This is a genomic window from Cupriavidus sp. P-10, from assembly GCF_003402535.2.
Taxonomy (GTDB): Bacteria; Pseudomonadota; Gammaproteobacteria; order Burkholderiales; family Burkholderiaceae; genus Cupriavidus.
This window is the reverse complement of the sequence record NZ_AP025171.1, coordinates 643036-665927: the sequence shown is the minus strand read 5'-3', so window position 1 is coordinate 665927 and position 22892 is coordinate 643036. Positions and strand designations below refer to the sequence as shown.

Annotated in this window: 19 protein-coding genes; 16 read left to right on the top strand and 3 right to left on the bottom strand. The window is 67.9% G+C overall.

Annotated elements, in window-relative coordinates:
* Window positions 1-56 precede the first annotated feature (56 nt).
* The 4 genes from CTP10_RS20095 to CTP10_RS20080 are packed head-to-tail and all read left to right on the top strand — an operon-like array spanning window position 57 to window position 3508.
* Window positions 57-362 carry a non-heme iron oxygenase ferredoxin subunit gene (locus CTP10_RS20095; protein WP_116319864.1) on the top strand — a complete coding sequence of 102 codons (306 nt, stop codon included), beginning with the start codon at window positions 57-59 and terminating at the stop codon, window positions 360-362.
* 11 nt (window positions 363-373) lie between these two features.
* On the top strand, window positions 374-1654 hold the full coding sequence (locus tag CTP10_RS20090; protein WP_116319865.1) for an NAD(P)/FAD-dependent oxidoreductase: 1281 nt from the start codon (window positions 374-376) through the stop codon (window positions 1652-1654).
* Between the two features lie 11 nt (window positions 1655-1665).
* Window positions 1666-2955 (top strand): aromatic ring-hydroxylating dioxygenase subunit alpha, encoded by a 1290-nt coding sequence (locus CTP10_RS20085; RefSeq protein ID WP_116319866.1) that lies wholly within the window; start codon window positions 1666-1668, stop codon window positions 2953-2955.
* A gap of 37 nt (window positions 2956-2992) precedes the next feature.
* Window positions 2993-3508, top strand: coding sequence for an aromatic-ring-hydroxylating dioxygenase subunit beta (locus CTP10_RS20080; RefSeq protein WP_199414591.1), 516 nt, complete (start codon window positions 2993-2995; stop codon window positions 3506-3508).
* Between the two features lie 85 nt (window positions 3509-3593).
* Here the strand turns inward: CTP10_RS20080 and CTP10_RS20075 are convergent, their stop codons facing one another.
* Window positions 3594-4124 (bottom strand): MarR family winged helix-turn-helix transcriptional regulator, encoded by a 531-nt coding sequence (locus CTP10_RS20075; protein WP_116319905.1) that lies wholly within the window; start codon window positions 4122-4124, stop codon window positions 3594-3596.
* Window positions 4125-4220: 96 nt separating this feature from the next.
* Complete coding sequence (locus tag CTP10_RS20070; RefSeq protein WP_116319868.1) at window positions 4221-4892, bottom strand: ankyrin repeat domain-containing protein; 672 nt, start codon at window positions 4890-4892, stop codon at window positions 4221-4223.
* A 528-nt stretch (window positions 4893-5420) separates the two neighbouring features.
* Here CTP10_RS20070 and CTP10_RS41160 point away from each other — a divergent pair.
* From CTP10_RS41160 to CTP10_RS20020, 10 genes are all read left to right on the top strand, one after another.
* The gene (locus tag CTP10_RS41160; RefSeq protein WP_063241939.1) at window positions 5421-5630 is read left to right on the top strand and encodes a hypothetical protein; all 210 of its coding nucleotides are present in this window, start codon (window positions 5421-5423) and stop codon (window positions 5628-5630) included.
* A gap of 77 nt (window positions 5631-5707) precedes the next feature.
* Window positions 5708-6400: an intradiol ring-cleavage dioxygenase gene (locus CTP10_RS20060; RefSeq protein ID WP_116319869.1), complete on the top strand. Its 693-nt coding sequence runs from the start codon at window positions 5708-5710 to the stop codon at window positions 6398-6400.
* 400 nt (window positions 6401-6800) lie between these two features.
* The gene (locus CTP10_RS20055) at window positions 6801-7844 is read left to right on the top strand and encodes a TRAP transporter substrate-binding protein (protein WP_233528144.1); all 1044 of its coding nucleotides are present in this window, start codon (window positions 6801-6803) and stop codon (window positions 7842-7844) included.
* A gap of 19 nt (window positions 7845-7863) precedes the next feature.
* A complete protein-coding gene (locus tag CTP10_RS20050; RefSeq protein WP_116319871.1) occupies window positions 7864-8490 on the top strand; it encodes a TRAP transporter small permease subunit in 627 nt (208 codons plus the stop codon).
* Window positions 8487-10415: a TRAP transporter large permease gene (locus CTP10_RS20045; RefSeq protein WP_116319872.1), complete on the top strand. Its 1929-nt coding sequence runs from the start codon at window positions 8487-8489 to the stop codon at window positions 10413-10415. The genes CTP10_RS20050 and CTP10_RS20045 overlap by 4 nt, the downstream gene beginning before the upstream one ends.
* A gap of 33 nt (window positions 10416-10448) precedes the next feature.
* Window positions 10449-11939, top strand: coding sequence for an MFS transporter (locus CTP10_RS20040; RefSeq protein ID WP_116319873.1), 1491 nt, complete (start codon window positions 10449-10451; stop codon window positions 11937-11939).
* A gap of 529 nt (window positions 11940-12468) precedes the next feature.
* On the top strand, window positions 12469-13875 hold the full coding sequence (locus CTP10_RS20035) for an HlyD family secretion protein (RefSeq protein ID WP_116319874.1): 1407 nt from the start codon (window positions 12469-12471) through the stop codon (window positions 13873-13875).
* A 90-nt stretch (window positions 13876-13965) separates the two neighbouring features.
* Window positions 13966-15321, top strand: coding sequence for a hypothetical protein (locus CTP10_RS20030; RefSeq protein ID WP_116319906.1), 1356 nt, complete (start codon window positions 13966-13968; stop codon window positions 15319-15321).
* Window positions 15322-15323: 2 nt separating this feature from the next.
* Entirely contained in the window at window positions 15324-17285 is a 1962-nt protein-coding gene (locus CTP10_RS20025; RefSeq protein WP_116319875.1) for a glycosyltransferase family 2 protein, read from the top strand.
* A gap of 38 nt (window positions 17286-17323) precedes the next feature.
* Window positions 17324-18988, top strand: a complete 1665-nt coding sequence (locus CTP10_RS20020; RefSeq protein ID WP_116319876.1) for an efflux transporter outer membrane subunit — start codon at window positions 17324-17326, stop codon at window positions 18986-18988.
* Between the two features lie 205 nt (window positions 18989-19193).
* Here CTP10_RS20020 and CTP10_RS20015 read toward each other — a convergent pair whose 3' ends face one another.
* Window positions 19194-21356 carry a TonB-dependent siderophore receptor gene (locus CTP10_RS20015; RefSeq protein WP_233528139.1) on the bottom strand — a complete coding sequence of 721 codons (2163 nt, stop codon included), beginning with the start codon at window positions 21354-21356 and terminating at the stop codon, window positions 19194-19196.
* Between the two features lie 87 nt (window positions 21357-21443).
* Here CTP10_RS20015 and CTP10_RS20010 point away from each other — a divergent pair, with 87 nt between their 5' ends.
* Entirely contained in the window at window positions 21444-21878 is a 435-nt protein-coding gene (locus CTP10_RS20010) for a Fur family transcriptional regulator (RefSeq protein WP_116319877.1), read from the top strand.
* 191 nt (window positions 21879-22069) lie between these two features.
* Window positions 22070-22882 carry an EamA family transporter gene (locus CTP10_RS20005; RefSeq protein ID WP_376790695.1) on the top strand — a complete coding sequence of 271 codons (813 nt, stop codon included), beginning with the start codon at window positions 22070-22072 and terminating at the stop codon, window positions 22880-22882.
* Window positions 22883-22892 lie beyond the last annotated feature (10 nt).

The window sequence follows — 22892 nt, the reverse complement described above, 5'->3', positions numbered from 1 at the left end:
AGTACACTGATCTTATATATTCAGCATACTGACAAATTAGATTTACGGAGATGACCATGGCATGGATTCACATCGATGCGGCCGATACGCTGCAGAACGACGAGGTGATGCCGCTGACGCTGGGCGATCGCCAGCTTGCCCTCTATCGCAGCGATGACGCGTACTTTGTCACCGACAACGTCTGCACGCACCAGTACGCCCTGCTGTCGGACGGCTACCTGGAAGACGGCTGCATCGAATGCCCGCTGCACCAGGCCCGCTTCGACATCCGCACCGGCAAGGCGATGTGCGCGCCGGCCACCGGCGATATCCGCACCTATCCGGTCAAGATCGAAGACAGCCGGGTGTGGGTCGAGCTGTAAGGGAGCCGGTCATGACACAGCACACGCCTATCCTGATCGTCGGCGCCGGCCAGGCCGGGGCCATGGCCGCCGCCTCGCTGCGCGGCCTTGGCTACGCCGGCCGCATCGTCATGGCAGGCGGCGAGCGCCACGCGCCATACGAGCGCCCGCCGCTGTCCAAGTCCGTGCTTGCCGACGCCGGGCAGGACGGCAAGATCGGCGTGCACCCCGCCAGCTACTATGCCGACCAGGGCATCGATCTGCGGCTGGGCGCCTGCGTCACCGCGCTCGATGCCGCGCGGCACGTCGCGCACCTGGCTGACGGCAGCGCCATCGGCTATGACGCCTGCCTGCTCGCCACCGGCGGCAATGCCCGCGCGCTGCCGGCGCTGCCGCGCGGCACGCAGCATGTGCATTACCTGCGTTCGCTGGACGACGCGGCGCACCTGCGCGACGCCATGCGGCGCGTTGGCGAACTTGTGGTGGTCGGCGGCGGCTTCCTTGGCCTGGAGACTGCTTCGACCGCTGCAGGCATGGGCCTGAAGGTCACACTGGTCGAGAGCGCGGACCGCCTGCTTGGCCGCGCCCTGCCGGCGGAGCTTGGCACGTGGCTGGCAGACCGGGTGCGGGCGCAAGGCGTGACCCTGCGCCTTGGCTGCGGCATCGCTCACTGCGATGTGCAGGGCGATGCCGTGCAGATGCGGCTCGACGACGGCTCCGCGCTGCACGCCCCGCTGGTGGTGGTCGCCATTGGCCTGACCCCGGAAGTGACACTCGCCGCCGGCGCTGGCCTGGCGCTGCATCCGCAGAATGGCGGCATCCAGGTCGACGAACAGTGCCGTACCAGCGCGGAAGGAATCTACGCCGCTGGCGACTGCTGCAGCCAGTACCAGGCGCTGTTCGGCACCGAGATGCGGCTTGAGTCCTGGCAAAGCGCCAATGAACAGGCACGCATCGCGGCGGCGTCCATGCTGGGCGTGGATGCGGAACCCGCGGCACTGCCGTGGTTCTGGACCGACCAGTTCGGCTGCAACGTGCAGATGCTCGGCGCGGCGCATCCGGATATCCGCTATGCCTGGCGCGGTATCGCGGCCCACGACGATGCCGCCCCGAAGTTCATGCTGCTCGGCACCCGCCACGGCCGCCTGAGCCATGCCATTGCCGTGAATGCCGGCGGCGACCTGCGCCAGCTGCGCTCACTGGTCGGACACGACGTCTCGGCACATTTCGCACGCCTGTGCGACGACACCCTGCCGCTGCGGCAGGTTGTGCGCGAACGGCAGGCAGAAGCAGACAGCTCCATCACACTCTGAGAGGACCCCACATGTACCAGACACAAGCGGTGATCCAGCACACGCTGGGCAAGAAGAACCCGGGACTGGATGAATGCCGCTGGCCCGAGGACGGCCTCCACTACATCCCGGACTGGGTCTACACCAGCCAGGCCGTCCATGATCTGGAGCTGCAGAAGATTTTCCGCGGCCGCTCGTGGAACTACGTCGCACTCGAAGCAGAGATCCCGCACGCCGGTGACTTCAAGCGTTCATATGTCGGCGCGACGCCGGTGGTCGTGTCGCGCGCCGAGGACGGCTCGATCAACGTGTTCGAGAACCGGTGCGCGCACCGCGGCGCAGAGTTCTGCCGCCACAGCCAGGGTAACACCAAGGAATTCGTCTGCCCGTACCACCAGTGGTCCTACGACCTGAAGGGCAACCTGCAGGGCGTTCCGTTCAAGCGCGGCGTCAATCGCGCCGGCGGCATGCCGAAGGACTTCCGCAACGAAGACCACGGCCTGGTGAAGCTGCACGTGGCAACGCGCAACGGCGCGATCTTTGCCTCTTACGCGCCCGACATGGAAAGCCTGGAAGACTACATGACGCCGGAGATCCTGAAGGACTTCGACATCGTCTTCAATGGCAAGCCGCTCAAGGTACTCGGCTATTACAAGAACGAATTGCCGTGCAACTGGAAGATGTACCACGAGAACCTGAAGGACCCGTACCACGCCACGCTGCTGCACTCCTTCCTGGTGGTGTTCGGCCTGCTGGTGGCGGGTAACGAGTCGGCGATGATCGCCGATCCCGTGCATGGCCGCCATGGCACCATGGCATCGGCCAAGAAGGAAGACAAGTATGCAGCCGTCAGCGACGAGAACAAGAAGGAGATGCGCTCGTACCACGAAGGCATGCGCCTGGAGGACGAACGCTTCCTGGAATACGTGCGCGAGTTCGACTCGCCGTGGTCGGTGACGATGCAGACGATCTGGCCGAACCTGATCGTGCAGCGCGAGATGAACACCCTGGGCGTGCGCCAGATCGTGCCCAATGGCCCTGACAGCATGCTGATGCTGTGGACCATGTTCGGCTACGAGGACGATTCCGAGGAAATGACGCAGCACCGCCTGCGCCAGGGCAACCTGATGGGCCCCGCCGGCTTCCTTGGGCTGGAAGACAACGAGGCGATGAAGTTCGTGCAGGAAGGCGTGCGCCGCTCCAGCAGCGACCTCAACGTGCTCAAGCTGGACGCGCAGCAGATCGGCACTTCCAACTTCCTGATCTCCGAATCCGCGATCCGCGCAATGTACCAGTACTACCGCGGCGTGATGGGATTCTGAACGCCGCCTGACGGGAATCCAAAGCAATATGAAACCGATGAACTACTCCCTCTATCGCGAGAGCACCCTCGGCACCGCGCGCGCGATCGAACTGCGGCTGGAGATCGATGCCTTCCACGCGGACTATTGCGCGGTGCTCGACGCCGGCATGGTCGAGCAATGGCCGGGCTTCTTCACCGAGGACGCGCTCTACCGTATCACCGCGCGCGAGAACGCCGAACGCAACCTGCCCGTAGGGCTGGTGTATGCCGAAGGCATCGGCATGATGCGCGACCGCGCCGCGGCGATCGCCAATACGCAGATGTTCGCGCCGCGCTACAACCTGCACCTGGTGACCAACACGCGGGTCAGCGCTGAAACGGCCGAAGGCGATATCGTGGCACAGGCCAATTTCATGCTGTTGCAGACGCTGGTGGAGGGCCCCACCACGATCCACCTCGCCGGCACCTATCACGACCGCTTCCGCCGCCAGGGCGGGAGGCTGCTGCTGCGCGAGCGGCAGGTGGTGTATGACACCACCATCATTGCGAACGACCTGGTTTATCCGGTCTGAGGCGACTGACCGGTCAAACCCCGCGATGGTGGCCTCCCCTCTTTCATAAATGGGAGAGGGGATCGCACGAAGCCCGCCGATTTGCTTACATGCTCCGCAGCACCGTGCGGCTGTACTGGTTGTTGGCTTCCACCAGCGTCGCCAGCAACTCCATGAAGACCTCCCGCTGCGCGGGCTTCAACGGCGCGAGCATGCGTTCCTGCGCGCGTGCCATGTCGGCACGCAGCGACGAGACCACGCTCTTGCCTTCGCGCGTCAGGTGGACATGACGCGTACGCCGGTCTGCGGGGTTTTCATGGCGCTCGACCAGGCCGCGGTCTTCCAGACGGCGCACCACGTCCATGGTCGTGGTGCGGTCCAGCCCCACTTCCTGTCCCAGCGAGGTCTGGTCCAGCCCCGGCAGCACCGACAACACGGTCAGGATGGCGTACTGGACCGGCGTGATGTTGGGCGCCTTGCATTCCTCGAAAAACATCGCCACGTGGATCTGGTGAAGCCGCCGCACAAGAAACCCCGGACGGGCCCAGAGCAGTTCCTTGGCCGGATCCGCTTCCGGCTCCGCGGTTGCCGTACGGCCGCTTTCACTCGTTGTGCTGCGCTTTGCTCTCGGAGACATCGCCTTCACCATTTTGTATGCATACTGACAGTATATATGAGGCACGGTGACGGCGATTCGCCTGAACGGGTCACTGCCCGTCGCGTCGATGGCGCGTCAGCGCGCGCCCGCAGCAGCAAGCAGGCGCTCGATCTGCACGTAGCCGCGCTGGCGCGCATGCTGCAGCGGAGTAACGCCCTCGCCGTCGGCGAGGTTCACGTCGGCGCGCGCCTGCACCAGCAGGCGCACGATCTCGGTATGCGCGGTGCCGCCGTTGCCGAGGATGATGGCCTCGAGCAGCGCCGTCCATTTCAGCCGGTTGACGTGGTCGACGTCCACGCCCGCCGCGATCAGCATGCGCACGGTTTCGACATGCCCGCGCTCGGCGGCGGGGATCAGCGCGGTGCCGCCGTAGCGGTTGGTGCTGCGCAGGTCCGCGCCGTGGGCCAGCGCGAGGCGCAGGATCTCGTTGTGGCCGCGCGCGCCGGCGTAGAGGTAGGGGCTGTCCTGGATCGCATCCTTGGCATTGACGTCGGCGCCGGCCTCGATCAGGACCTTTGCCGCCTGCACCTGGTTGCGGTGCGCGGCGACCAGCAGCGCGGTACGTCCCTGCGCATCGCGCGCGTCGATGGCGGCGCCGCTGGCAAGCAGCGCGCCGACCCGTGCGGCGTCACCGCTTGCCGCGGCGGCGTGGAGTTCGGTGGCCGGCGAGCCGCCGGCTGCGGAGGAAACGTGGGTCAGCATGGCCATGACAAAGGCAAGACAGAGGAGCAGGCGCGCCGCCAGCATGCAAGGATCTCCGTGCGGGATGCGTGTGAGGAAGAACAGGGGCCGCGCAGGCCGACCGGCCTGGTCGCGGCATTCTGTCACGCCGGCGCCGCGCACCGGAAGTTAAGGTTTCGAATAGCATTCAGTGCCAAAGCGAATGACCGACCGCTAATGACCGACCGCTAATAGCCGACCGCTAATGGCCGACCGCGAGCGACCAGCCGCGCGCGCCGCCGGCCAAGCCCACGCCGCCGGCATGGCCATCACACTGTCATCGTTGCTGGCTGATAATGGCTCCGACACCGCCACGCAGCGGGGCAACTTGTAACGGCGAGAGCCTGGCAAGGAACCGCGCGCCAGCGGTGCCGTCAAAGAAGCTAGCCGCCTGAGACCGGGCATGCGAACGCGCACCGCACTGCAGCATTCGTGCCGCAGCGCAGCACGCGCCGCCGCAAGTGCATTGGTCTCCACGGTGCGCTTCTTCGCGCGGGCGCCGCGTGCGCCCTGCAGACTCCCAGCAAACGCCCCCTTCTAGCCAAGGAGATGAACGTGCTGAGCCCGCATGAACTTGCCACGCTATTGCTCTTGAGCGATGGCCCCGACTCCCTCGATTCGAGCGATTCCCGCCAGATCGATCCCACCGACCTGAAGGCCCTGGTCGAAAAACAACTGGTCCAGCTTGAAGTCCTGCACGGTTGCCGGCAGGAACCCCGCATCACCAGCCATGGCTACTCCATGCTGAAAGCGATGGGACGCTGAAGCGTCCCGCCCATTACCCAACCGGCTGACCCGCGACTCGCGCAGCAGCGCGCACCCCGCATCCCTCGGAGACCCACATGGACGTGCGCCCTGCAGCCGGCTTTGTCGGGACAGCCCATCCCGACGCCGCACGCCGCCGCTTCCTGCAAGAACTGGGCGGCCTGTTTGCGCTCGCCGGCATCGGCACCGCGCAAGCGCAGGCGCCGGCGGCCTGCCTGCTCACCCCTGAGGCCACCGAAGGGCCCTTCTACCTGGACGACGCGCTGGTGCGCGCCGACATCCGCGACGGCCGCCCCGGCCAGCCGCTGCGGCTGCGCCTGCGCGTGGTCGAGGCGCAACACAACTGTGCGCCCGTCCAGGGCGCGCTGGTCAGCGTCTGGCACTGCGACGCCGAAGGCAGCTACAGCGGCGAAAGCGCCGCCAACCGGCAAGCGCGCTACCTGCGCGGCGTGCAGGCCACCGGGGCCGACGGCGTCGCGACGTTCACCACCATCTATCCCGGCTGGTATCCGGCGCGCGCCATCCATATCCATTACAAGGTGCTGCTGGCGCAGTCGGAAATCCTGACCAGCCAGCTGTACTTCGACGATGCGCTCAGCCGCCAGGTGCTCGGCAGCCACCCTGCCTACCGCGCACACGGCGTGCCGACACGGCCGACCACACGGGATCCGATCGCCGGCAGCCGGCCCAGCACGGTGCGCGTGAGCCAACCCGCGGAACCCGGCGGCGCGATCGACGGCGAATTCACGGTAGGCATCGCGCGCGCCTGAACTCTGCGGCATTGCCGCATCACGCCCGCGCGACGAAACCAAAGTGCGGCGGCCCACACCGCGCGGGTAATCCCTAGATTGTGGTTCTCTGTCCCTTTCCTACCATGAAGGGAATCAAGGACCACCCTGCGCAGCGCGCGCAGCCTGCCGGTCCACCGTTTCCCGATTTTCCCGACTTTTCCGGTATTCAAGACGGCGGCGAGCTGCCTCGGCCCATTGCCGGCGCTCGCGCCCACCCCACCCACAGATGGAGGCAATCATGGCATCCAGGACGAGGAAAACACAGGCGAAGCAGGCGATGGCCGAGGGTGGTGCCTCGAGTGGCGCGGGTGTCAGGGGTGACGTCTCGCGGCGCGGCTTTCTGGGCGGTGCCGCCGGCGCGGCAGCTGGTGCAGCAGCCATGGGATTCCCTGCGATCGTGAAGGCGCAGGGCCCCATCACCATGCGCTGGCAGAGCACATGGCCGACCAAGGACATCTTCCACGAGTTTGCCGGCGACTTTGTCGCGAAGGTGAACGGCATGTCGGGCGGCGACCTGAAGATCGAACTGCTGCCCGCCGGCGCGGTGGTCAAGGCGTTCGACCTGATCGACGCCGTCAGCAAGGGCACCCTCGACGGCGGCCATGGCGTGATTGCGTACTGGTACGGCAAGAACTCCGCGCTGGCGCTGTGGGGTTCCGGCCCCGCGTGGGGCATGGACCCGAACATGCTACTGGCATGGCACAAGTACGGCGGCGGCAAGCAATTGCAGGAAGAGATCTATCGCAGCCTGAATCTCGACGTGGTCTCGTTCCTGTACGGGCCGATGCCGACGCAGCCGCTGGGCTGGTTCAAGAAGCCCATCACCAAGCCGGAGGATTTCAAGGGGCTGAAGTTCCGCACGGTCGGCCTGTCGATCGATATCTTCACCGGGCTGGGCGCCGCGGTGAACGCGCTGCCGGGCGCGGAGATCGTGCCGGCCCTGGACCGGGGCCTGCTCGACGCCGCCGAATTCAACAATGCCAGTTCGGACCGTGCGCTGGGCTTCCAGGACGTGTCCAAGGTCTGCATGCTGCGCAGCTTCCACCAGTCCTCGGAGCAGTTCGAGATCCTGTTCAACAAGAAGCGCTATGACGCGCTGCCCGCCAGGATGAAGGCGCTGATCGCCAACGCGGTGGAGGCGGCCTCGGCGGATATGTCGATGAAGGCAATCGACCGCTATTCCAAGGACTACCAGGCGCTGCAGGCGCAGGGCGTGAAGTTCTACGCCACGCCCAACTCGGTGCTGCAGGCACAACTCAAGGTCTGGGACGAGATCGTGGCGCGCAAGGAAAAGGAAAACCCGATGTTCAAGAAGGTCAACGACTCGATGAAGGCCTTCGCGCAGCGCGCCACCCGCTGGCAGAACGACACCAACGTCGACTTCCGGTTGGCAACGAACCACTACTTCGCCAAGCGCACCTGAGTAGCGCGGGGGTACCGTCGTGCAACGCCTGCTGTTCGGCATCGACCGGGTAAGCACATTCGTGGGCCAGGCCGGCTCGTGGCTGATCATCGCGCTGACGCTGATGATCAGCTACGAGGTGTTCTCGCGCTACGCGCTGGGCGCGCCGCACGCGTGGGTATTCGATGCCAGCAACATGCTGTACGGCACGCTCTTCATGCTGGCGGGCGCCTACACGCTGGCCAAGCGCGGGCACGTGCGCGGCGATATCCTCTATGGCTTCCTGTCGCCGCGCATGCAGGCGGGAATCGACCTGGTGCTCTACCTGGCCTTCTTCTTTCCTGGCGTGATCGCGCTGGCCTGGGCCGGCATCGATTTCTTCGAGATCTCGCTGGCGCAGAACGAACATTCGTCGATCGCCGCCGATGGCCCGCCGATCTACCCGTTCAAGGCGGTCATCCCGATTGCCGGCGCGCTGTTGCTGCTGCAGGGACTGGCCGAGACCATCCGCTGCGTGCTGTGCCTGCAGCGCGGCCACTGGCCGCCGCGCGAGGGCGATGTCGAGGAAGTTGACGTCGACAAGCTCAAGGAAATGGTGCAAGGCACGCCGACAGCAGAGCTCGTTGACACGCCCCCACCACCCCACCGCGAGGACGCCGCGCGATGAGAAAGGAACTCTGGTTCGGCGTCACGCTGATGGCGCTGATTGTCGGCGCGGTGATCTGGTTCATGCCCGCGCCGGGCGACTGGACCAACGGGCATCTCGGCCTGCTGATGCTCGCGCTGATCGTGGTGGCCATCATGCTGGGATTCCCTACCGCGTTCACGCTGATGGGCATGGGCGTGCTGTTTTCATGGCTGGCCTATCGCCACGCCAATCCCGAGATCGCGGTGCAGCAGACGCTGGACCTGATGGTGCAGCGGGCCTATGCCGTCATGACCAATGACGTGCTGATCTCGATCCCGCTGTTCGTCTTCATGGGCTACCTGGTCGAGCGCTCCAACCTGATCGAGAAGCTGTTCCGCAGCCTGCACCTGGCGCTGGCCTGGATCCCCGGCTCGCTGGCGGTGGCCACGCTGGTGACGTGCGCGATCTTTGCCACCGCCACCGGCATTGTCGGCGCGGTGGTCACCCTGATGGGCCTGCTGGCGTTTCCCGCGATGCTGCGCGCGGGCTACAACACGGCGTTGTCGGCCGGCGCGGTCACCGCCGGCGGCTGCCTGGGCATCCTGATCCCGCCCTCGGTACTGCTGATCGTGTATGGCGCCACGGCAGGTGTGTCGGTAGTGCAGCTCTATGCCGGTGCGTTCTTCCCGGGGCTGATGCTGACTGGCCTCTACATCGTCTACATCCTGATCATCGCCAAGCTGAAGCCTTCGCTGGCACCGCCGCTGCCCGAAGCCGAGCGGGTCGTACCACTACCGGCGCTGGCCAACACGCTGCAGGCCGGCGGCGCGGTACGCGCGCTACCGGCCTTCGGCACCGGCATGCTGCGCGCGTTCAAAGGGCCGCGCAATGCGGACATGCCCACCGCCGCGTTCGCGCGCCAGCTGGGCATCGTGCTGCTGCCCGCGCTGGCCGTGGCGGTGATCATGGGCACGTTGTACGAGGCAGTGACCGCGCCGGCTGCCACCGTCGCTGTCGAAGCGCCGCTGTCGCTTGGCTCGGCCGAGGAAAGCAGCGCGCCGCTGGATGATCTGCAGGCACCACCGGAGGAAACGCCGGCGCCACCGGTGGGAACAGTGCCGGCGCCGGCACCGGATGCGCCAGCCGCCGCGCCTTCGGCGCCGGCAACGGCGACCGCGTCGCCCGATACTCAGCCCGCAGCCGCGGCATCGCCCGCGCCGCGCTGGTTCTGGATCACGCTTGGCGTGGTGGTGGTGCTGATGGTCTATTTCTACTGGCGCTTCAGCTTCGCGCGGCTGGAGATCTTCAAGATGCTGCTGGCATCGTTCTTCCCGCTGGCGCTGCTGATCCTGGCCGTGCTGGGCTCGATCGTGTTCGGGCTGGCCACGCCGACCGAAGCTGCGGCGGTGGGATCGCTCGGCGGCGCGCTGCTGGCGGCCGCCTATCGCCAGCTGAATTTCCGCGTGGTCAAGGAGTCGGTGCTGCTGACGGCCAAGACCAGCGCCATGGTGTGCTGGCTGTTCGTGGGCTCGTCGATCTTCTCGGCGGCGTTCGCGCTGCTGGGCGGGCAGGCGCTGGTCGAGCAATGGGTGCTGTCGCTGAACCTGTCGCCGGTGCAGTTCATGATCCTGGCGCAGGTCATCATCTTCCTGCTCGGCTGGCCGCTGGAATGGACCGAGATCATCATCATCTTCATGCCGATCTTCATCCCGCTGCTGGACAACTTCGGCATCGATCCGCTGTTCTTCGGCCTGCTGGTGGCGCTGAACCTGCAGACCGCGTTCCTGTCGCCGCCGGTGGCAATGGCCGCCTTCTACCTGAAAGGCGTGGCGCCGCCGCACGTGACGCTGAACCAGATCTTTCTCGGCATGCTGCCGTTCATGGGCATCCAGCTGATCGCGCTGGTGCTGCTGTACGTCTTCCCCGGCATCGGCCTCTGGCTGCCCACGGTGCTGTACCGCTGAAGCCGGGCGCCACGGCGCCTATACTGGTTGGCAATGCCGAACGCAACGCCAGCCGATAGCGCGCTCGCCACCCTTCCGCTCGATACCGCATTCCGCACCGACATCCCCGGGCGGCTGGACCGCCTGCCGTGGTCGCGCTGGCACTGGCGCGTCACCATCGCGCTGGGCATTGCCTGGGTGCTCGACGGGCTCGAGGTCACGCTGGTCGGCTCGGTCGGGGCCGTGCTGGAGCGGCCCGACACGCTGTCGCTGAGTGCGACGCAGGTCGGCTGGACCGGCTCGCTCTATATCCTCGGGGCGGTCATCGGCGCGCTGGTATTCGGGCGCATGGCCGACCGGCTCGGGCGCAAGCGGCTGTTCCTGGCCACGCTCGCCGTCTACATGGTAGCGACGCTGGCCACTGCGTTCGCGCCGGGCTTTGCCTTCTTTGCCGCCTGCCGTTTCCTGACCGGGCTGGGCATCGGCGGCGAATACGCCGCAATCAACTCCGCCATCGACGAACTGATTCCCGCGCGCGTGCGCGGGCGCGTCAACCTGGCGATCAACGGCAGCTTCTGGCTTGGCGCGGCATTGGGCGCGGGCCTGAGCCTGGTGGTGCTCGATCCACGCGTGCTGGGGCCGGTATGGGGCTGGCGCGCGTGCTTTGCGCTGGGTGCGGTGCTGGCGGTGGCGATCGTGCTGGTGCGCCGGCACGTGCCCGAGAGCCCGCGCTGGCTGGCCACGCACGGGCGGCTGGACGAAGCCGAGCGCGTGGTCGCCGCGATCGAGGCGGAGGTGCGCGCGAGCCACGGGCCGCTGCCGCCGGTCGCATCGGACTGCGCCGCGGTGGCGATGCGCCGGCGTGCCGCCCCCGGCGTGGGCGAGGTCCTGCGCCTGCTGCTGCGGCGCTATCGCCAGCGCAGCACGATCACGCTGGCGCTGATGGTGGCGCAGGCGTTCTTCTACAACGCTATCTTCTTCACTTATGCGCTGGTGCTGACCCGCTTCTACCACGTGCCGGATGCGCGCGTGGCGCTGTACATTTTCCCGTTCGCGCTGGGCAATGCCGCCGGGCCCTTCCTGCTCGGCCCGCTGTTCGACCAGATCGGGCGCCGCCGCATGATCGCCGCGACCTATGTGCTGTCCGGCATCGGGCTGGCGCTGACCGGCTGGGCCTTTGTCGAGGGCTGGCTCGATGCGCGCTCGCAGGCGTTGTGCTGGTCCGCCGTGTTCTTCCTGGCTTCGGCGGCGGCCAGCTCCGCCTATCTCACCGCCAGCGAGGTATTCCCGCTGGAAATGCGTGCCCTGGCCATCTCGGTGTTCTACGCCCTCGGCACAGGCTCCGGTGGGTTCATCGCGCCGCTGTTGCTGGGCGCGCTGATCGAAAGCGGCAGCCGCGAGGCGGTGGCAGCGGGCTATGGCCTCGGTGCGGCACTCGTCATCATCGCGGGCCTGCTGGCGTTGCGCTTTGGCATCGACGCCGAACGCCGTCCGCTGGAACAAGTCGCGCCGCCGCTTGCTGCGGACGACCATGCGCAACGATAAGTAAGCGAATAGTCGGCGTCTGTCCGCCAGTCTGCAGCCCGCGCCGGACAACGTTCCTGGCCCCTCTGTGCACCCCTCGCGTCCTGCTTTCGCACTGCCAGTATTAGGGCCGTATTAAGCAAGACAAGGACCTCCCCTTACACATTCTTACAGCAAGCCAAGGGGCAACTGACTAGCCTTAACTCACTCGCGGCGGCCTGACTGCAAGATTCTTAGCGTCAACAGGCTGCCACCTCGTGGCCATCGGCTTGCTGCTCGCAACAGCGATCGGCCATTGTTCAACGCTGTCCGAAACAAAACGGACAAATCCACGGACCGGATCGAGGTCCGATGCAAAGTACGCCGCGGCGGCTGATTGCCGCAGCGCGCGTGCTGCAGACAACAAGCTGAATTGGGGACTAGCAGGCCGGGCATCGCGCGACAGCTCTTGCGCGACGCCGCGCGCTTGCCTGGGATTTTGCTCGTCCGGCCTGCGGTGCCAGCAGCCGGAAGGGATGTTTTTTGACCTGCTTGCCGGAGAACAACGACCATGGCCGACCAGCGCAACAACCCACCGCCCCCGCGATCATCCCCGCCACCACGCCAGACGCTGGCCCCGGCGCCGCAGCGCCAGCCGCACGGCGACGGCCTGGTCCAGCGCCAGCAGCCAGTCGCCGTACCGCTGTGGCATATCGTGCCGCGCATGGCCGGCTATGGCGTGGTGCTGTTCATCGTGTGGGCGGTGCTGACGATCATGTTTCCGAATGTGTTTACGCGTTCGTCGGAGCGGGCCGTGATCAACAGTCCCGTCAGCCTGGTGACCTCGCCGGTCGAAGGCATCGTCGTGCAGCAGAAGGTGGCCGCGGGCCAGAGCGTCACCGCCAACCAGCCGTTGATGATGGTGCAGAACCCGAACATCGACCGCTCGCTGCTGGTCGAGCTGACCGGCAAGAAGCTCGATACGCAGCAGCGGTACGATTCCGCGCGCGCACGGCTGGAATCGAACCGCCGGCTGACGGCCGCCACCGAGCAGGACCTGCAGCGCTATAACGGCGCCGCGCAGCGCGAGCACGCCACGCGGGTACGCGCGCTGCAGGCACGGCTGGCGTCGGCGGCCGCGCAGGAGGACCAGCAGCAGGAGATCGTCAACCGCAACCAGAGCATGCAGTGGGCGGGCGCGGTGAGCGAGGCCTATACCAATGCCTCGCGCTACCAGTTGTCGATGCTGACCAACGCCAAGGCCGCAGTCAAAGCCGAACTGGACAGCGCCGTCGGCGACAGCGAGGCGTCACGCAACAAGGTCTACGCCTCGTCCGCGGACGGGCCCAGTGCCACGCTGGCGCAGCGGCGCCAGACGCTGAGCGCCGAATCCGCGCAGCTGACCGCCGAACTCGAACAGCTGGAAACGTACGGCAAGTCCGTCGACGAGCTGATCGCCACGGAGCAGCAGCGCATCGACCGCCTGTCCAACCTGGAGATCCGCGCGACCGAGCCCGGCACCATCGAAGACCTGGTGGCGCAGCCCGGCATGCGCGTGGCAGCGGGCGCCACGCTGGCTCGCGCCAGCAACTGCGCGCAGACGCGCGTGGTGGCGGTGTTCCCGCGCAGCCTCAGCGACAACCTGCTACCGGGGGCGCGCCTGAACGTGCATGTCGACGGGCTGCCTGCGGCGCTGCCGGCATCGGTGGCGGAGATCCTGCCGCGCGCGCCCGACGGCGACCAGGCGCGCTACTTCGTGCCGTTCCCGCCGATCGAGAAGAACGAGATCTACGTCATCGCAAAGCTCGACCGTCCGCTGGGCAAGCTGCCGGACAAGCCGAATGCCGCGGCATCGGCAGCCACGACCAGCGCCGGCGGTGCCGCGCCGGCGACCTCGGGGCACTGCGGCATGGGCCGCTGGGCGCGCGTGACGCTGGACCGCAGCTGGCTGGGCCAGTTGCGGGCATCGCTGACCTGAGCGCGCTGGCCTGAACGAACCCGAACGGACCCGAACGGAACCCGAACGGAACCCGAACGGACCTGACCGGACACCACGGAGACGAGCATGATGCGACCACCGTTGTCCCCGCCGCGCTTGCGCCGGCTCGCCGCTGCGCTGCTGCTGCCGGCAGCGCTGGCGCTCGCCCCTGCCGCCGCGCATGCGCAGGCGTCGCAGCAAACCCTGCTGGCCGAAGGCTGCAAGGCCTTGGCCGAGCGCGTCGGCCGTGAACCCGGCAGTGGCCCGGTCTTCCTCGCCAGCTACGAGCCCACGCCGGGCGGCGAGCCGCTGATGCCGGCGCTGCGCAACGCCGCCTTCGTCTACGACAACGCGCTGGCCGGCATCGCGCTGGTCGCGTGCAAGCGCCCCGCCGAAGCGCGCCGCATTGCCGACGCGGTGCTGCAGGCGAGCCGGCAGGACCGCCATTACCGGGACGCGCGGCTGCGCAACGCCTATCGCGCCGGCCCCTTGCCCGCGGGGCCGGCACCGTTGCCCGGCTGGTGGGACGAGCCCAGCAAGCGCTGGTTCGAGGACGCCTACCAGGCCGGCACCGCCACCGGCAACGTCGCCTGGGCCGCGCTGCTGTTGCTGGCCGTGCACGAGGCCACGCGCGACGCACGCTACCTGGACGGGGCCGCGGCGCTGATGGGCTGGGTGCACGCTACCGTGCCGGATACCGGCGCGCCCGCGGGCTATACCGGCGGCTTCTTCGGCCACGAGCCGAAGCAGATCCGCCAGGGCTGGAAGTCGACCGAGCATAACGTCGATACCTATGCCGCCTTCAGCTGGCTCGCCAGCCGGCGCAACGAGCCGCGCTGGCGCGACGGCGCGGCGCGCTCGCGCGGCTTTGTCGACGCCATGTGGCAAGCGCGAGAGGGCCGCTTCGCAATCGGAACACGCGATGACGGCCGTGCCCTCAATGCCGCCCCGTCCGCGCTCGATGCCGTGCTGTGGCCGCTGATCGCCCTGCCCGATCCGCCCAAGGACTGGCACCGCGGCCTCGGCTGGGTCGACGCGCGCCATCGCGCCGGCGCGGGCTACGGTTTCAAGGCGAGTCCCGACGGCATCTGGACCGAAGGCACCGGACAGGCCGCGCTGGTGCTGCAGGCAGCCGGGCGCGCGCAGCAGGCGCAGCCGTTGTGGCCGCTGCTGCTGTCGCAGCGCGCGCCGTCCGGCATGCTCTACGCCACGCCCGATGCGCGCATCAGCACCGGGCTGTCGATCGGGCCCACGTCGACCACGGAGGACTTCTACTATTTCCACCTGCCGCACCTTGGTGCCACCGCGTGGGCCGTGCTCGCGGCAGCGCGCTGGAACCCGTTCCGTCCCGGCGGCTGCCTGGACCCGTCGTGCCCGCCGCCAGCCATTGCCGCGGCCAACGCCAACGCCTCCAATGCCCCCAACGCCGCCCCCGGCAAGGAGTGACGATGTTCACCCTCTTCCTCGAGAACCAGTCGCTGCTGGCCATTAACGGCGGCGTGCTGCTCGCGATGGTGCTGCTGACGCTGCTGTGCCGTCAGGACCGGCCCGCTGACCGCATGCTGTTCGGCGGCATCACCTTCCTGCTGCTGCTGGTGTACCTGACGTGGCGCGTCCGCGAGACGCTGCCCCCGTGGCAGCCGACCTTCGCCAGCGCATGGGCGCATGTGTTCTTTGCATTCGAATGCATGACGCTGACCTACACGCTGCTGTCGATCGTGGTGCTCGGCCGCAACAGCAACCACTCGCATGCCGCCGACGCCGGCGAAGCCGCGCTGCGCCGCGCCACGCAAGTGCCGCGCGTAGACATCTTCATCGCCACCTACAACGAAGGACTGGACATCCTGGAGAAGACCATCGTCTCGGCGCTGGCAATCGACTATCCCGATTTCCGCGTCTGGGTGCTCGACGACACGCGCCGCGACTGGCTGCGCGAGTTCTGCGGCCGCGTGGGCGCGTACTACGTGACGCGCCCGGACAATACCCACGCCAAGGCAGGGAACCTCAACAACGGCCTGCGCCACAGCGCCGAAGCCGGCGGCGCACCCTACATCCTGGTGCTCGACGCCGACTTCGCGCCCCACCGCAACATCCTGCTGCGCACTGTGGGCCTGTTCGGCGACCCGCGCGTGGGCGTGGTGCAGACGCCCCAGTTCTACTACAACGCCGACCCGATCCAGTACAACCTGCGCGCCACCGAGTGCTGGGTCGACGAGCAGCGCGCCTTCTTCGACGTGATGCAGCCGGCCAAGGATGCGTGGGGCACGGCGTTCTGCATCGGCACCTCGTTCGTGGTGCGGCGCGACCTGGTCGAGCATATCGGCGGCTTCCCTACCGGCACGGTCACCGAAGACATCCACCTCACCTACCGGCTGCTGCGGCACGGCTATATCACGCGCTGGCTCAACGAGCGGCTCAGCGTGGGGCTGTCCGCCGAAGGCCTGCCCGAGTACATCAGCCAGCGCAGCCGCTGGGGGCTGGGCACGGTGCAGGTGGCGCTGACCGCCGACGGGCCGCTGCGCGGGCGCGGCTATGCCGCGATGCATCGGCTGCACTACGTGCATGGCCTGCTGCACTGGCTGTCGCGGCCATTCACGCTGATGCTGCTGGCGGGACCGCTGCTGTACTGGTACTTCGGCGTCTCTACGCTGTACGGCGAGCCGCTGCAGTTCCTCGCGTACGGCCTGCCCGCGCTGGTGGCGTACTGGGCCTACAGCATCTGGATCACGGGCCAGCGCGCGCTGCCGATCTTTACCGAAGTCACGCAGATCGTCGCGTCGCTCGCGGTGACGGCGTCGCTGGTCAGCGCGATGTTCAAGCCGTTCGGACGGCCGTTCAAGGTCACCAACAAGGGGCTGGACCGATCGAAGCTGGTGATCCACGGCAAGTTCGCGGCGCTGTACGCGGGCCTGCTGGCGTTATCGGCGCTGGGGCTGGGCCGCGCGCTGGTGGTCGATGCCGATGCGCAGGGGCTGGCCTTCAATACGGTATGGACGGGCGTAGCGCTGATGCTGTACCTGGCTTCGTTCCTGGTGTGCGTGGAACTGCCGCGGCCGCGCAAGGAAGAGCGATTCCCGCATCGCGCCGCGGCCTTGCTGCGCGTGGACGGGCGCGAGTACCGCGTCAACACGCGCGACCTCTCTTGCAACGGCGCGGGCGTGACGACGCCGCTGGCAGCCTCCTTCCGTCCGGGCGCCGAGGGTGCGATGTGGCTGGCCCAGACCGGCTGGATTCCTTGCCGCGTGGTACGGCGCGATCGACAGCTGCTTGGTATCGCATTGCATGCCGACATGGCGGCGCGCCACAGCCTGATCCGCCTGCTGTTCAGCGATCCCGCGCATAACATCGCCCGCCAGGGCCAGCCGCGGCTGGCGATCTCGCGCTTCATGCGGCGCGCGCTGCTGGGCTGAACAAAAACCGCCTTTCACTGACTCTCCGGGAACCCGTCATGCCAAGCCTGAGCCGCCACTCTTTCCCCGCACAACGCCTGCTGCCCCGCACCTCGGTGTTGGCGCTGTCGCTGGCGCTGGCAGCCTGCACGCTGGAGCCGCAATACCAGCGGCCCGACGCGCCGATCGCTTCGGCGTGGCCGGAGGGTGCCGCCTACCGCACGCCGCAGGCCCGCACCGCCGCCGGCCAGCCTGGCCAGCCTGGCCAGGCGGTGCAGCCGCCCGGCCCTTCCGCCGCAGATCTCGGCTGGCGCGATGTCTTCGTCGACCCGCAACTGCGCCAGCTGATCGAACTTGCGCTGGCGAACAACCGCGACCTGCGCATGTCCACCCTGGCCATCGACGAAGCCCGCGCGCTCTACCAGATCGAACGTGCGGCGCAGTTCCCGACGGTGGAAGCCAACGCCGGCATGGTGTCGCAGCGCCTGTCGCCGCGGCTGCGCGCGCCGGGCCAGTCGCAGCAGATCACCACCTACAACGCCGGTATCGGCTTCACCGCCTTCGAACTCGATTTCTTCGGCCGGGTGCGCAGCCTCAAGCATGCGGCGCTGGAGCAATACCTGGCGACCGAGCAGGCGCGCCGCAGCGCGCAGATCGCGCTGGTGGCCGAGGTCGCCAACGCCTACCTGACGCTGCGCGCCGACCGCGAGCTGCTGCGGCTGTCGCAGGACACGCTGAAGACGCAGCAGGAAGCGGCCGAGATGGTGCGGCGCGGGCGCCAGGTGGGCGCGATGGCGCAGCTGGACCAGCATCGCGCGCAAACCCAGGTCCAGACCGCGCAGGTGGGCGTGGAACAGTACACGCGGCAGGTGGCGCAGGATGAGAACGCGCTGACGCTGCTGGTCGGCACCCAGTTGCCGAAGTCGGTGGCCGAGGATGGCAACACTACGGCGGGCGCGACCGCGGATCCGCTCGAACCGCGCACGCTGATGCAAGAGTTCCCGGAGGGGCTGCCATCGAGCCTGCTGGAGCGGCGCCCCGACATCCTCGACGCCGAGCACCAGCTCAAGGCCGCCAACGCCAATATCGGCGCCGCGCGCGCGGCGTTCTTCCCGCGCATCTCGCTGACCGGCGCGCTGGGCGTAGCCAGCACCAGCCTGGCCGGGCTGTTCTCCGGCGGCATGGCGTGGCTGTTCGCGCCGCAGCTGACGGTGCCGATCTTCGATGCGGGACGCAACCGTGCCGGGCTGGATGCCGCCAACGTGCGCAAGGACATCAACGTGGCCAACTACGAAAAGACCATCCAGACCGCTTTCCGCGAAGTGGCCGACAGCATGGCGGCGCGCGCCACCTACGAGCGCCAGGTCAAGGCGCAGGAAGCGCTGGTGCGCGAAGGCAGCGAGACCCGGCGGCTGTCGGAAATGCGCTTCAAGAACGGAGTCGATGATTACTTCGGCGTCTTCGATGCGCAGCGCCAGCTCTACGCCGCGCAACAGTCGCTGGTCACGTACAAGCTGGCCGGGCTGACCAGCCGGGTGTCGCTGTACAAGTCGCTCGGCGGCGGCTGGCGCGAAGTGGCGGACAACGCGGGAAATGGCACCCGCCCTGCGCCAGCCGGACCAGCGGCACCGGCGGCACCGGCCGCGCCGCGCACGCCGGCTTCGGCAGCGCCCGGCGCGGCGCAGGCGCCGGTGCCGGCGCCGGTAGCAGCCGCGCCTCGCTGAGCAGCACACGCCGGCGGAGTAAGAGCGCCGCGAGACCGCTACGCCATCCGTGCGACCTGCCACGCGAACATGAGGGGAGTCCATGCGCGTTGCCGATGAATCGCGATGACGCGTCCATGCAGTACATCAAGGGACCGCGGCCGGCGGGGGAGCCGGCCGCGCGGTCCGCGGCAAAAACAATGGCACGGGCCAAGGCCGTGCAGGGTCAATAGCTCAGCTGCACGCCGAGCCGCGCACTGCGGCCGGCGCCCGGGGCAATCCACAGGCTGCTGTACGAGCTGGCGTAGTAAGTCCTGTCGAACAGGTTGCCCACGTTGAACGTGACGCGCAGCTTGCGGCTGTATTGCCAGTAGCCGTGCAGATCCGCCACCACGTAGGCGGGCAGCGAGAACGAATCGCGCACATCGCCGGAACGCCGCCCCACGTAGCGCAAGCCCGCGCCGATGCCATAGCGCTGGCCCACCGGCGCCGCGTCTTCGTAGACCGCCAGCAGGCTGCCGCTGGTGCGCGGCACATTGGTCAGCGGCGTGCCCGGTGCGAAGCGCGTGTCCTGCGTGATCTCGGCATCGGTCAGCGCAAAACTGCCCGAGACGCGCCAGTGCTTGCCCAATTGCCCCGCCACATCAAGTTCCACGCCGCGGCTGCGCGCCTCGCCGGCGGCAATGTAGTACGACGGGTCGCTCGGGTCGGTGGCCAGCACGTTGCGCTTGCGGATCTCGAACACCGCCAGCGTGGCGCCGGTGCGGCGGTCATCGCTGTCGAACTTGACGCCGGCCTCGACGGCGCGGCCGCGCTCCGGGTCGAACGGCTGGCCCGCGGCATCCGTGCCGGCATTGGGACGGAACGACTGGCTCGCATTGGCAAACAGCGAGACGTTGTGGCTGGCGAGGTAGCTCACACCCACGCGCGGCGACACCGCGTTCTGGTGCTGCGTGGTGCGGGTGCCGTTCAGGTAGTTGTCCAGCGACTGGTCGAAGGCGTCGAAACGCGCCCCGGCCAGCACGCGCCAGCGCTCGCCAAGGCTGAGCTGGTCCTGCAGATAGGCGCCGAGATTGCGCTGGCGCTCGTACGTGTCCGTGTTCCAAGGCATGGGTGGCGCCGGCTGGCCATAGACCGGATCGTAGATATCGATCGCATAGGGCGCGGCAGCGCTGGGGTTCTTGCGCAGGATCGCCATGGTATTGCCGAAGCGGTAGGCGTCCATGCCCAGCAGCAGTTCATGCCCGACCGGACCGGTGGTGAACTTGCCGGTCACGCTGGCCTGCAGCGAGACATCGTCCGACTGGAAATCGCGGTAGCGATGCTGGCGCCACAGCGTGCGGCCATCGGCGGCCAGTGTTGCCGCTTCACTCGAATGCCCGGTCAGCGCGCCGCCGCGGTACGACAGCGCGAGCCGCCCTTTCCAGTTTCCGGAGAACTGGTGCTCCACGCTGAGCTGGTGCGACTGGCTGTCCAGCCGCATGTCGCCGTCGCCCGGCTCCCCCAGGAAGCGCGAGCGCGGGATCCGGCCGAGCTGCCCGTCGACCGCAACCACGCCGCGGTCCATCGGCGTGGTGTAGCGCTGGAATTCCGCCGCGTACTGCAGGATGGTGTCGTTGCCCGGCGCCCATGTGAACGACGGCGCCACCAGGTAGCGCTGGCTGTGGATGAAGTCGCGCGTGCTGCCCTGGTGGTCGGCCACGGCGACCAGCCTGCCTGCCAGGTTCTCGCCAAGCGGGCCGGTGATGTCCGCGCCCACCCGGTAGCCGTCGCGCGTGCCCAGCTCCATCGAATAGACCTGCGCCGGCCGAAACTGAGGCTGGCGCGTCACGACGTTGAAGGTGCCGCCGGGCTCGCTGGTGCCGTACAGCGACGAGGTGGGACCCTTGAGCACTTCGACGCGATCGATGGTGGCCGCGTCCATCGGCGCGGTATAGCCTCGGTTGGCGGCGAAGCCGTTGACGAGATAGCCGGCACCGGTGTTCTCGTGGCCGGTGAAGCCGCGCATGGCAAAGTTGTCCCACAGGCCGCCGAAGTTGTTCTGGCGCGCCACGCCGCTGACATAGTCGAAGGTCTGGTCGAAGCGGGTCGCGCCGATATCGTCGAGCATGGCACGCGGCACCACGCGCACGGATTGCGGGATCTCGCGCAGCGGGGTGTCGGTGCGGGTGGCGCCCGTAGCGTCTGGCGGGTTGTATGATGCGGTGCCGACCACCGAGACCGCCGGCAGCGTAATATCGGGCGCATCGGTGGCCTTGGTGGCCTTGGTAGCATCGGCGGCATCCGCCAGTGCGGACCACGCCAGCATCAGCGCGGCAAGCGGCCGCAGTGGCGCGGCAGGACCGGCGATGCGGGTACGCCCGGCAAGGATTGGCTGCGAAGGCAGCATGATGTCTGACACCCCGTAAGAGCAGCGCATGGCGGCTGGCACCGGCACGCGCTTTAATGATAATAATTTCTCATTAAGATTTTAGTCATGGAACGCATGACCCGTCAACGTGGCGCCGTGCTGGCGGCGCTGAAGGAAGCCGGCCGGCCGCTGAGCCCGGCGGAGATCCTGGAGGCGGCGCAGCGCGAGGTGCCGTCGCTGGGACTCGCCACCGTCTATCGCAATATCCGCGCGTTGCTGGAGGATGCGCAGCTGCATGCGGTCGAGCTGCCCGGCCAGGCGGACCGCTACGAACTGGCGGACCAGCCGGGCGAGGCGGTCACGCACCGGCACCACCGGCACTACTTCCAGTGCCTGTCGTGCGACCGTGTGTTTCCGCTGGAGGGGTGCCCGGGACACCTGGAGGAGATCACGCCGCCGGGGTTCGAGGTCGAGCACCACGAACTGACGCTGCTGGGACGCTGCCCCGACTGCGCGCGCAAGCCCGGCAAGCGGCGCAAGGTGGCGGCGCACAGCCACTGAAACCCGGGCAGGCCGGAACAACTGTACAGCGGCGCGCATCGCGACCTGTATATGGCGCCACGGCGGGAGTTGCCGCATGATGCGGCTGCATCGCGCACCAGACGCGAGCTTCCCCCCCAGGATTCCAATTGCCGCACACCGCCTCCGGAAAAAGCACGACCCTGATCGCCGTCCTGGCCCTGACCGGCTCGATGGCCTCGCTGTGCGTGGGCACGTCGTTCGCCAAGCATTTGTTCGACGCGCTCGGCGCGCAAGGCACCACGGCGCTGCGGGTCAGCTTCTCGGCCCTGATCCTGCTGTGCGTATGGCGGCCATGGCGCATCCCGCTGACGCGGGCCAATGCGCTGGCCATCGCGCTGTATGGCGCGGCACTTGGCGCGACCAACCTGCTCTTCTACATGTCGCTGCGCACGGTGCCGCTCGGGCTGGCGATCGCGATCGAATTCACCGGGCCGCTGGCGGTGGCGGTGCTGTCGTCAAGGCGCGCCATCGACTTCCTCTGGATTGCGTGCGCGGTGGCGGGCTTGCTGCTGTTGCTGCCGGTGGGCGAGGCGGCAGGCACGCTCGACCCGGTCGGCATCGGCTATGCGCTCGCTGCCGGCGTGGGCTGGGCGCTCTATATCGTGTTCGGGCAGAAGGCCGGCAACGCGCATGGCGGCCAGGCTACCTCGCTGGGGCTGACAATGGCGGCGCTGGTGGTGCTGCCGTTCGGGGTGGCGCATGCCGGCAGCGCGCTGCTCAGCCCGCCGCTGCTGCTGGCGGGACTGGCGGTGGGCGTGTTGTCCAGCGCGATTCCCTATTCGCTGGAAATGGTGGCGCTCAAGCGCCTGCACCGGCGCACCTTTGGCATCCTGCTGAGCATGGAGCCGGCCATGGGCGCGCTCGCGGGGCTGGTGTTCCTGCATGAGCAACTGAGCCCGATGCAGTGGCTGGCAATCGCCAGCATCATCACCGCTTCAGTCGGCTGCACCGCGACTTCGCGCGGGAAACGCGACGCCGGCTGAGGCATGACGT

Excerpts from the sequence above, each read along its gene's own strand:
- CTP10_RS20095 (WP_116319864.1), top strand. The coding sequence starts at position 57 with ATGGCATGGATTCACATCGATGCGGCCGATACGCTGCAGAACGACGAG.
- CTP10_RS20090 (WP_116319865.1), top strand. The coding sequence starts at position 374 with ATGACACAGCACACGCCTATCCTGATCGTCGGCGCCGGCCAGGCCGGG.
- CTP10_RS20085 (WP_116319866.1), top strand. The coding sequence starts at position 1,666 with ATGTACCAGACACAAGCGGTGATCCAGCACACGCTGGGCAAGAAGAAC.
- CTP10_RS20080 (WP_199414591.1), top strand. The coding sequence starts at position 2,993 with ATGAACTACTCCCTCTATCGCGAGAGCACCCTCGGCACCGCGCGCGCG.
- CTP10_RS20075 (WP_116319905.1), bottom strand. The coding sequence starts at position 4,124 with ATGTCTCCGAGAGCAAAGCGCAGCACAACGAGTGAAAGCGGCCGTACG.
- CTP10_RS20070 (WP_116319868.1), bottom strand. The coding sequence starts at position 4,892 with ATGCTGGCGGCGCGCCTGCTCCTCTGTCTTGCCTTTGTCATGGCCATG.
- CTP10_RS20060 (WP_116319869.1), top strand. The coding sequence starts at position 5,708 with ATGGACGTGCGCCCTGCAGCCGGCTTTGTCGGGACAGCCCATCCCGAC.
- CTP10_RS20055 (WP_233528144.1), top strand. The coding sequence starts at position 6,801 with ATGGGATTCCCTGCGATCGTGAAGGCGCAGGGCCCCATCACCATGCGC.
- CTP10_RS20045 (WP_116319872.1), top strand. The coding sequence starts at position 8,487 with ATGAGAAAGGAACTCTGGTTCGGCGTCACGCTGATGGCGCTGATTGTC.
- CTP10_RS20040 (WP_116319873.1), top strand. The coding sequence starts at position 10,449 with ATGCCGAACGCAACGCCAGCCGATAGCGCGCTCGCCACCCTTCCGCTC.
- CTP10_RS20035 (WP_116319874.1), top strand. The coding sequence starts at position 12,469 with ATGGCCGACCAGCGCAACAACCCACCGCCCCCGCGATCATCCCCGCCA.
- CTP10_RS20030 (WP_116319906.1), top strand. The coding sequence starts at position 13,966 with ATGCGACCACCGTTGTCCCCGCCGCGCTTGCGCCGGCTCGCCGCTGCG.
- CTP10_RS20025 (WP_116319875.1), top strand. The coding sequence starts at position 15,324 with ATGTTCACCCTCTTCCTCGAGAACCAGTCGCTGCTGGCCATTAACGGC.
- CTP10_RS20020 (WP_116319876.1), top strand. The coding sequence starts at position 17,324 with ATGCCAAGCCTGAGCCGCCACTCTTTCCCCGCACAACGCCTGCTGCCC.
- CTP10_RS20015 (WP_233528139.1), bottom strand. The coding sequence starts at position 21,356 with ATGCTGCCTTCGCAGCCAATCCTTGCCGGGCGTACCCGCATCGCCGGT.
- CTP10_RS20010 (WP_116319877.1), top strand. The coding sequence starts at position 21,444 with ATGGAACGCATGACCCGTCAACGTGGCGCCGTGCTGGCGGCGCTGAAG.
- CTP10_RS20005 (WP_376790695.1), top strand. The coding sequence starts at position 22,070 with ATGGCCTCGCTGTGCGTGGGCACGTCGTTCGCCAAGCATTTGTTCGAC.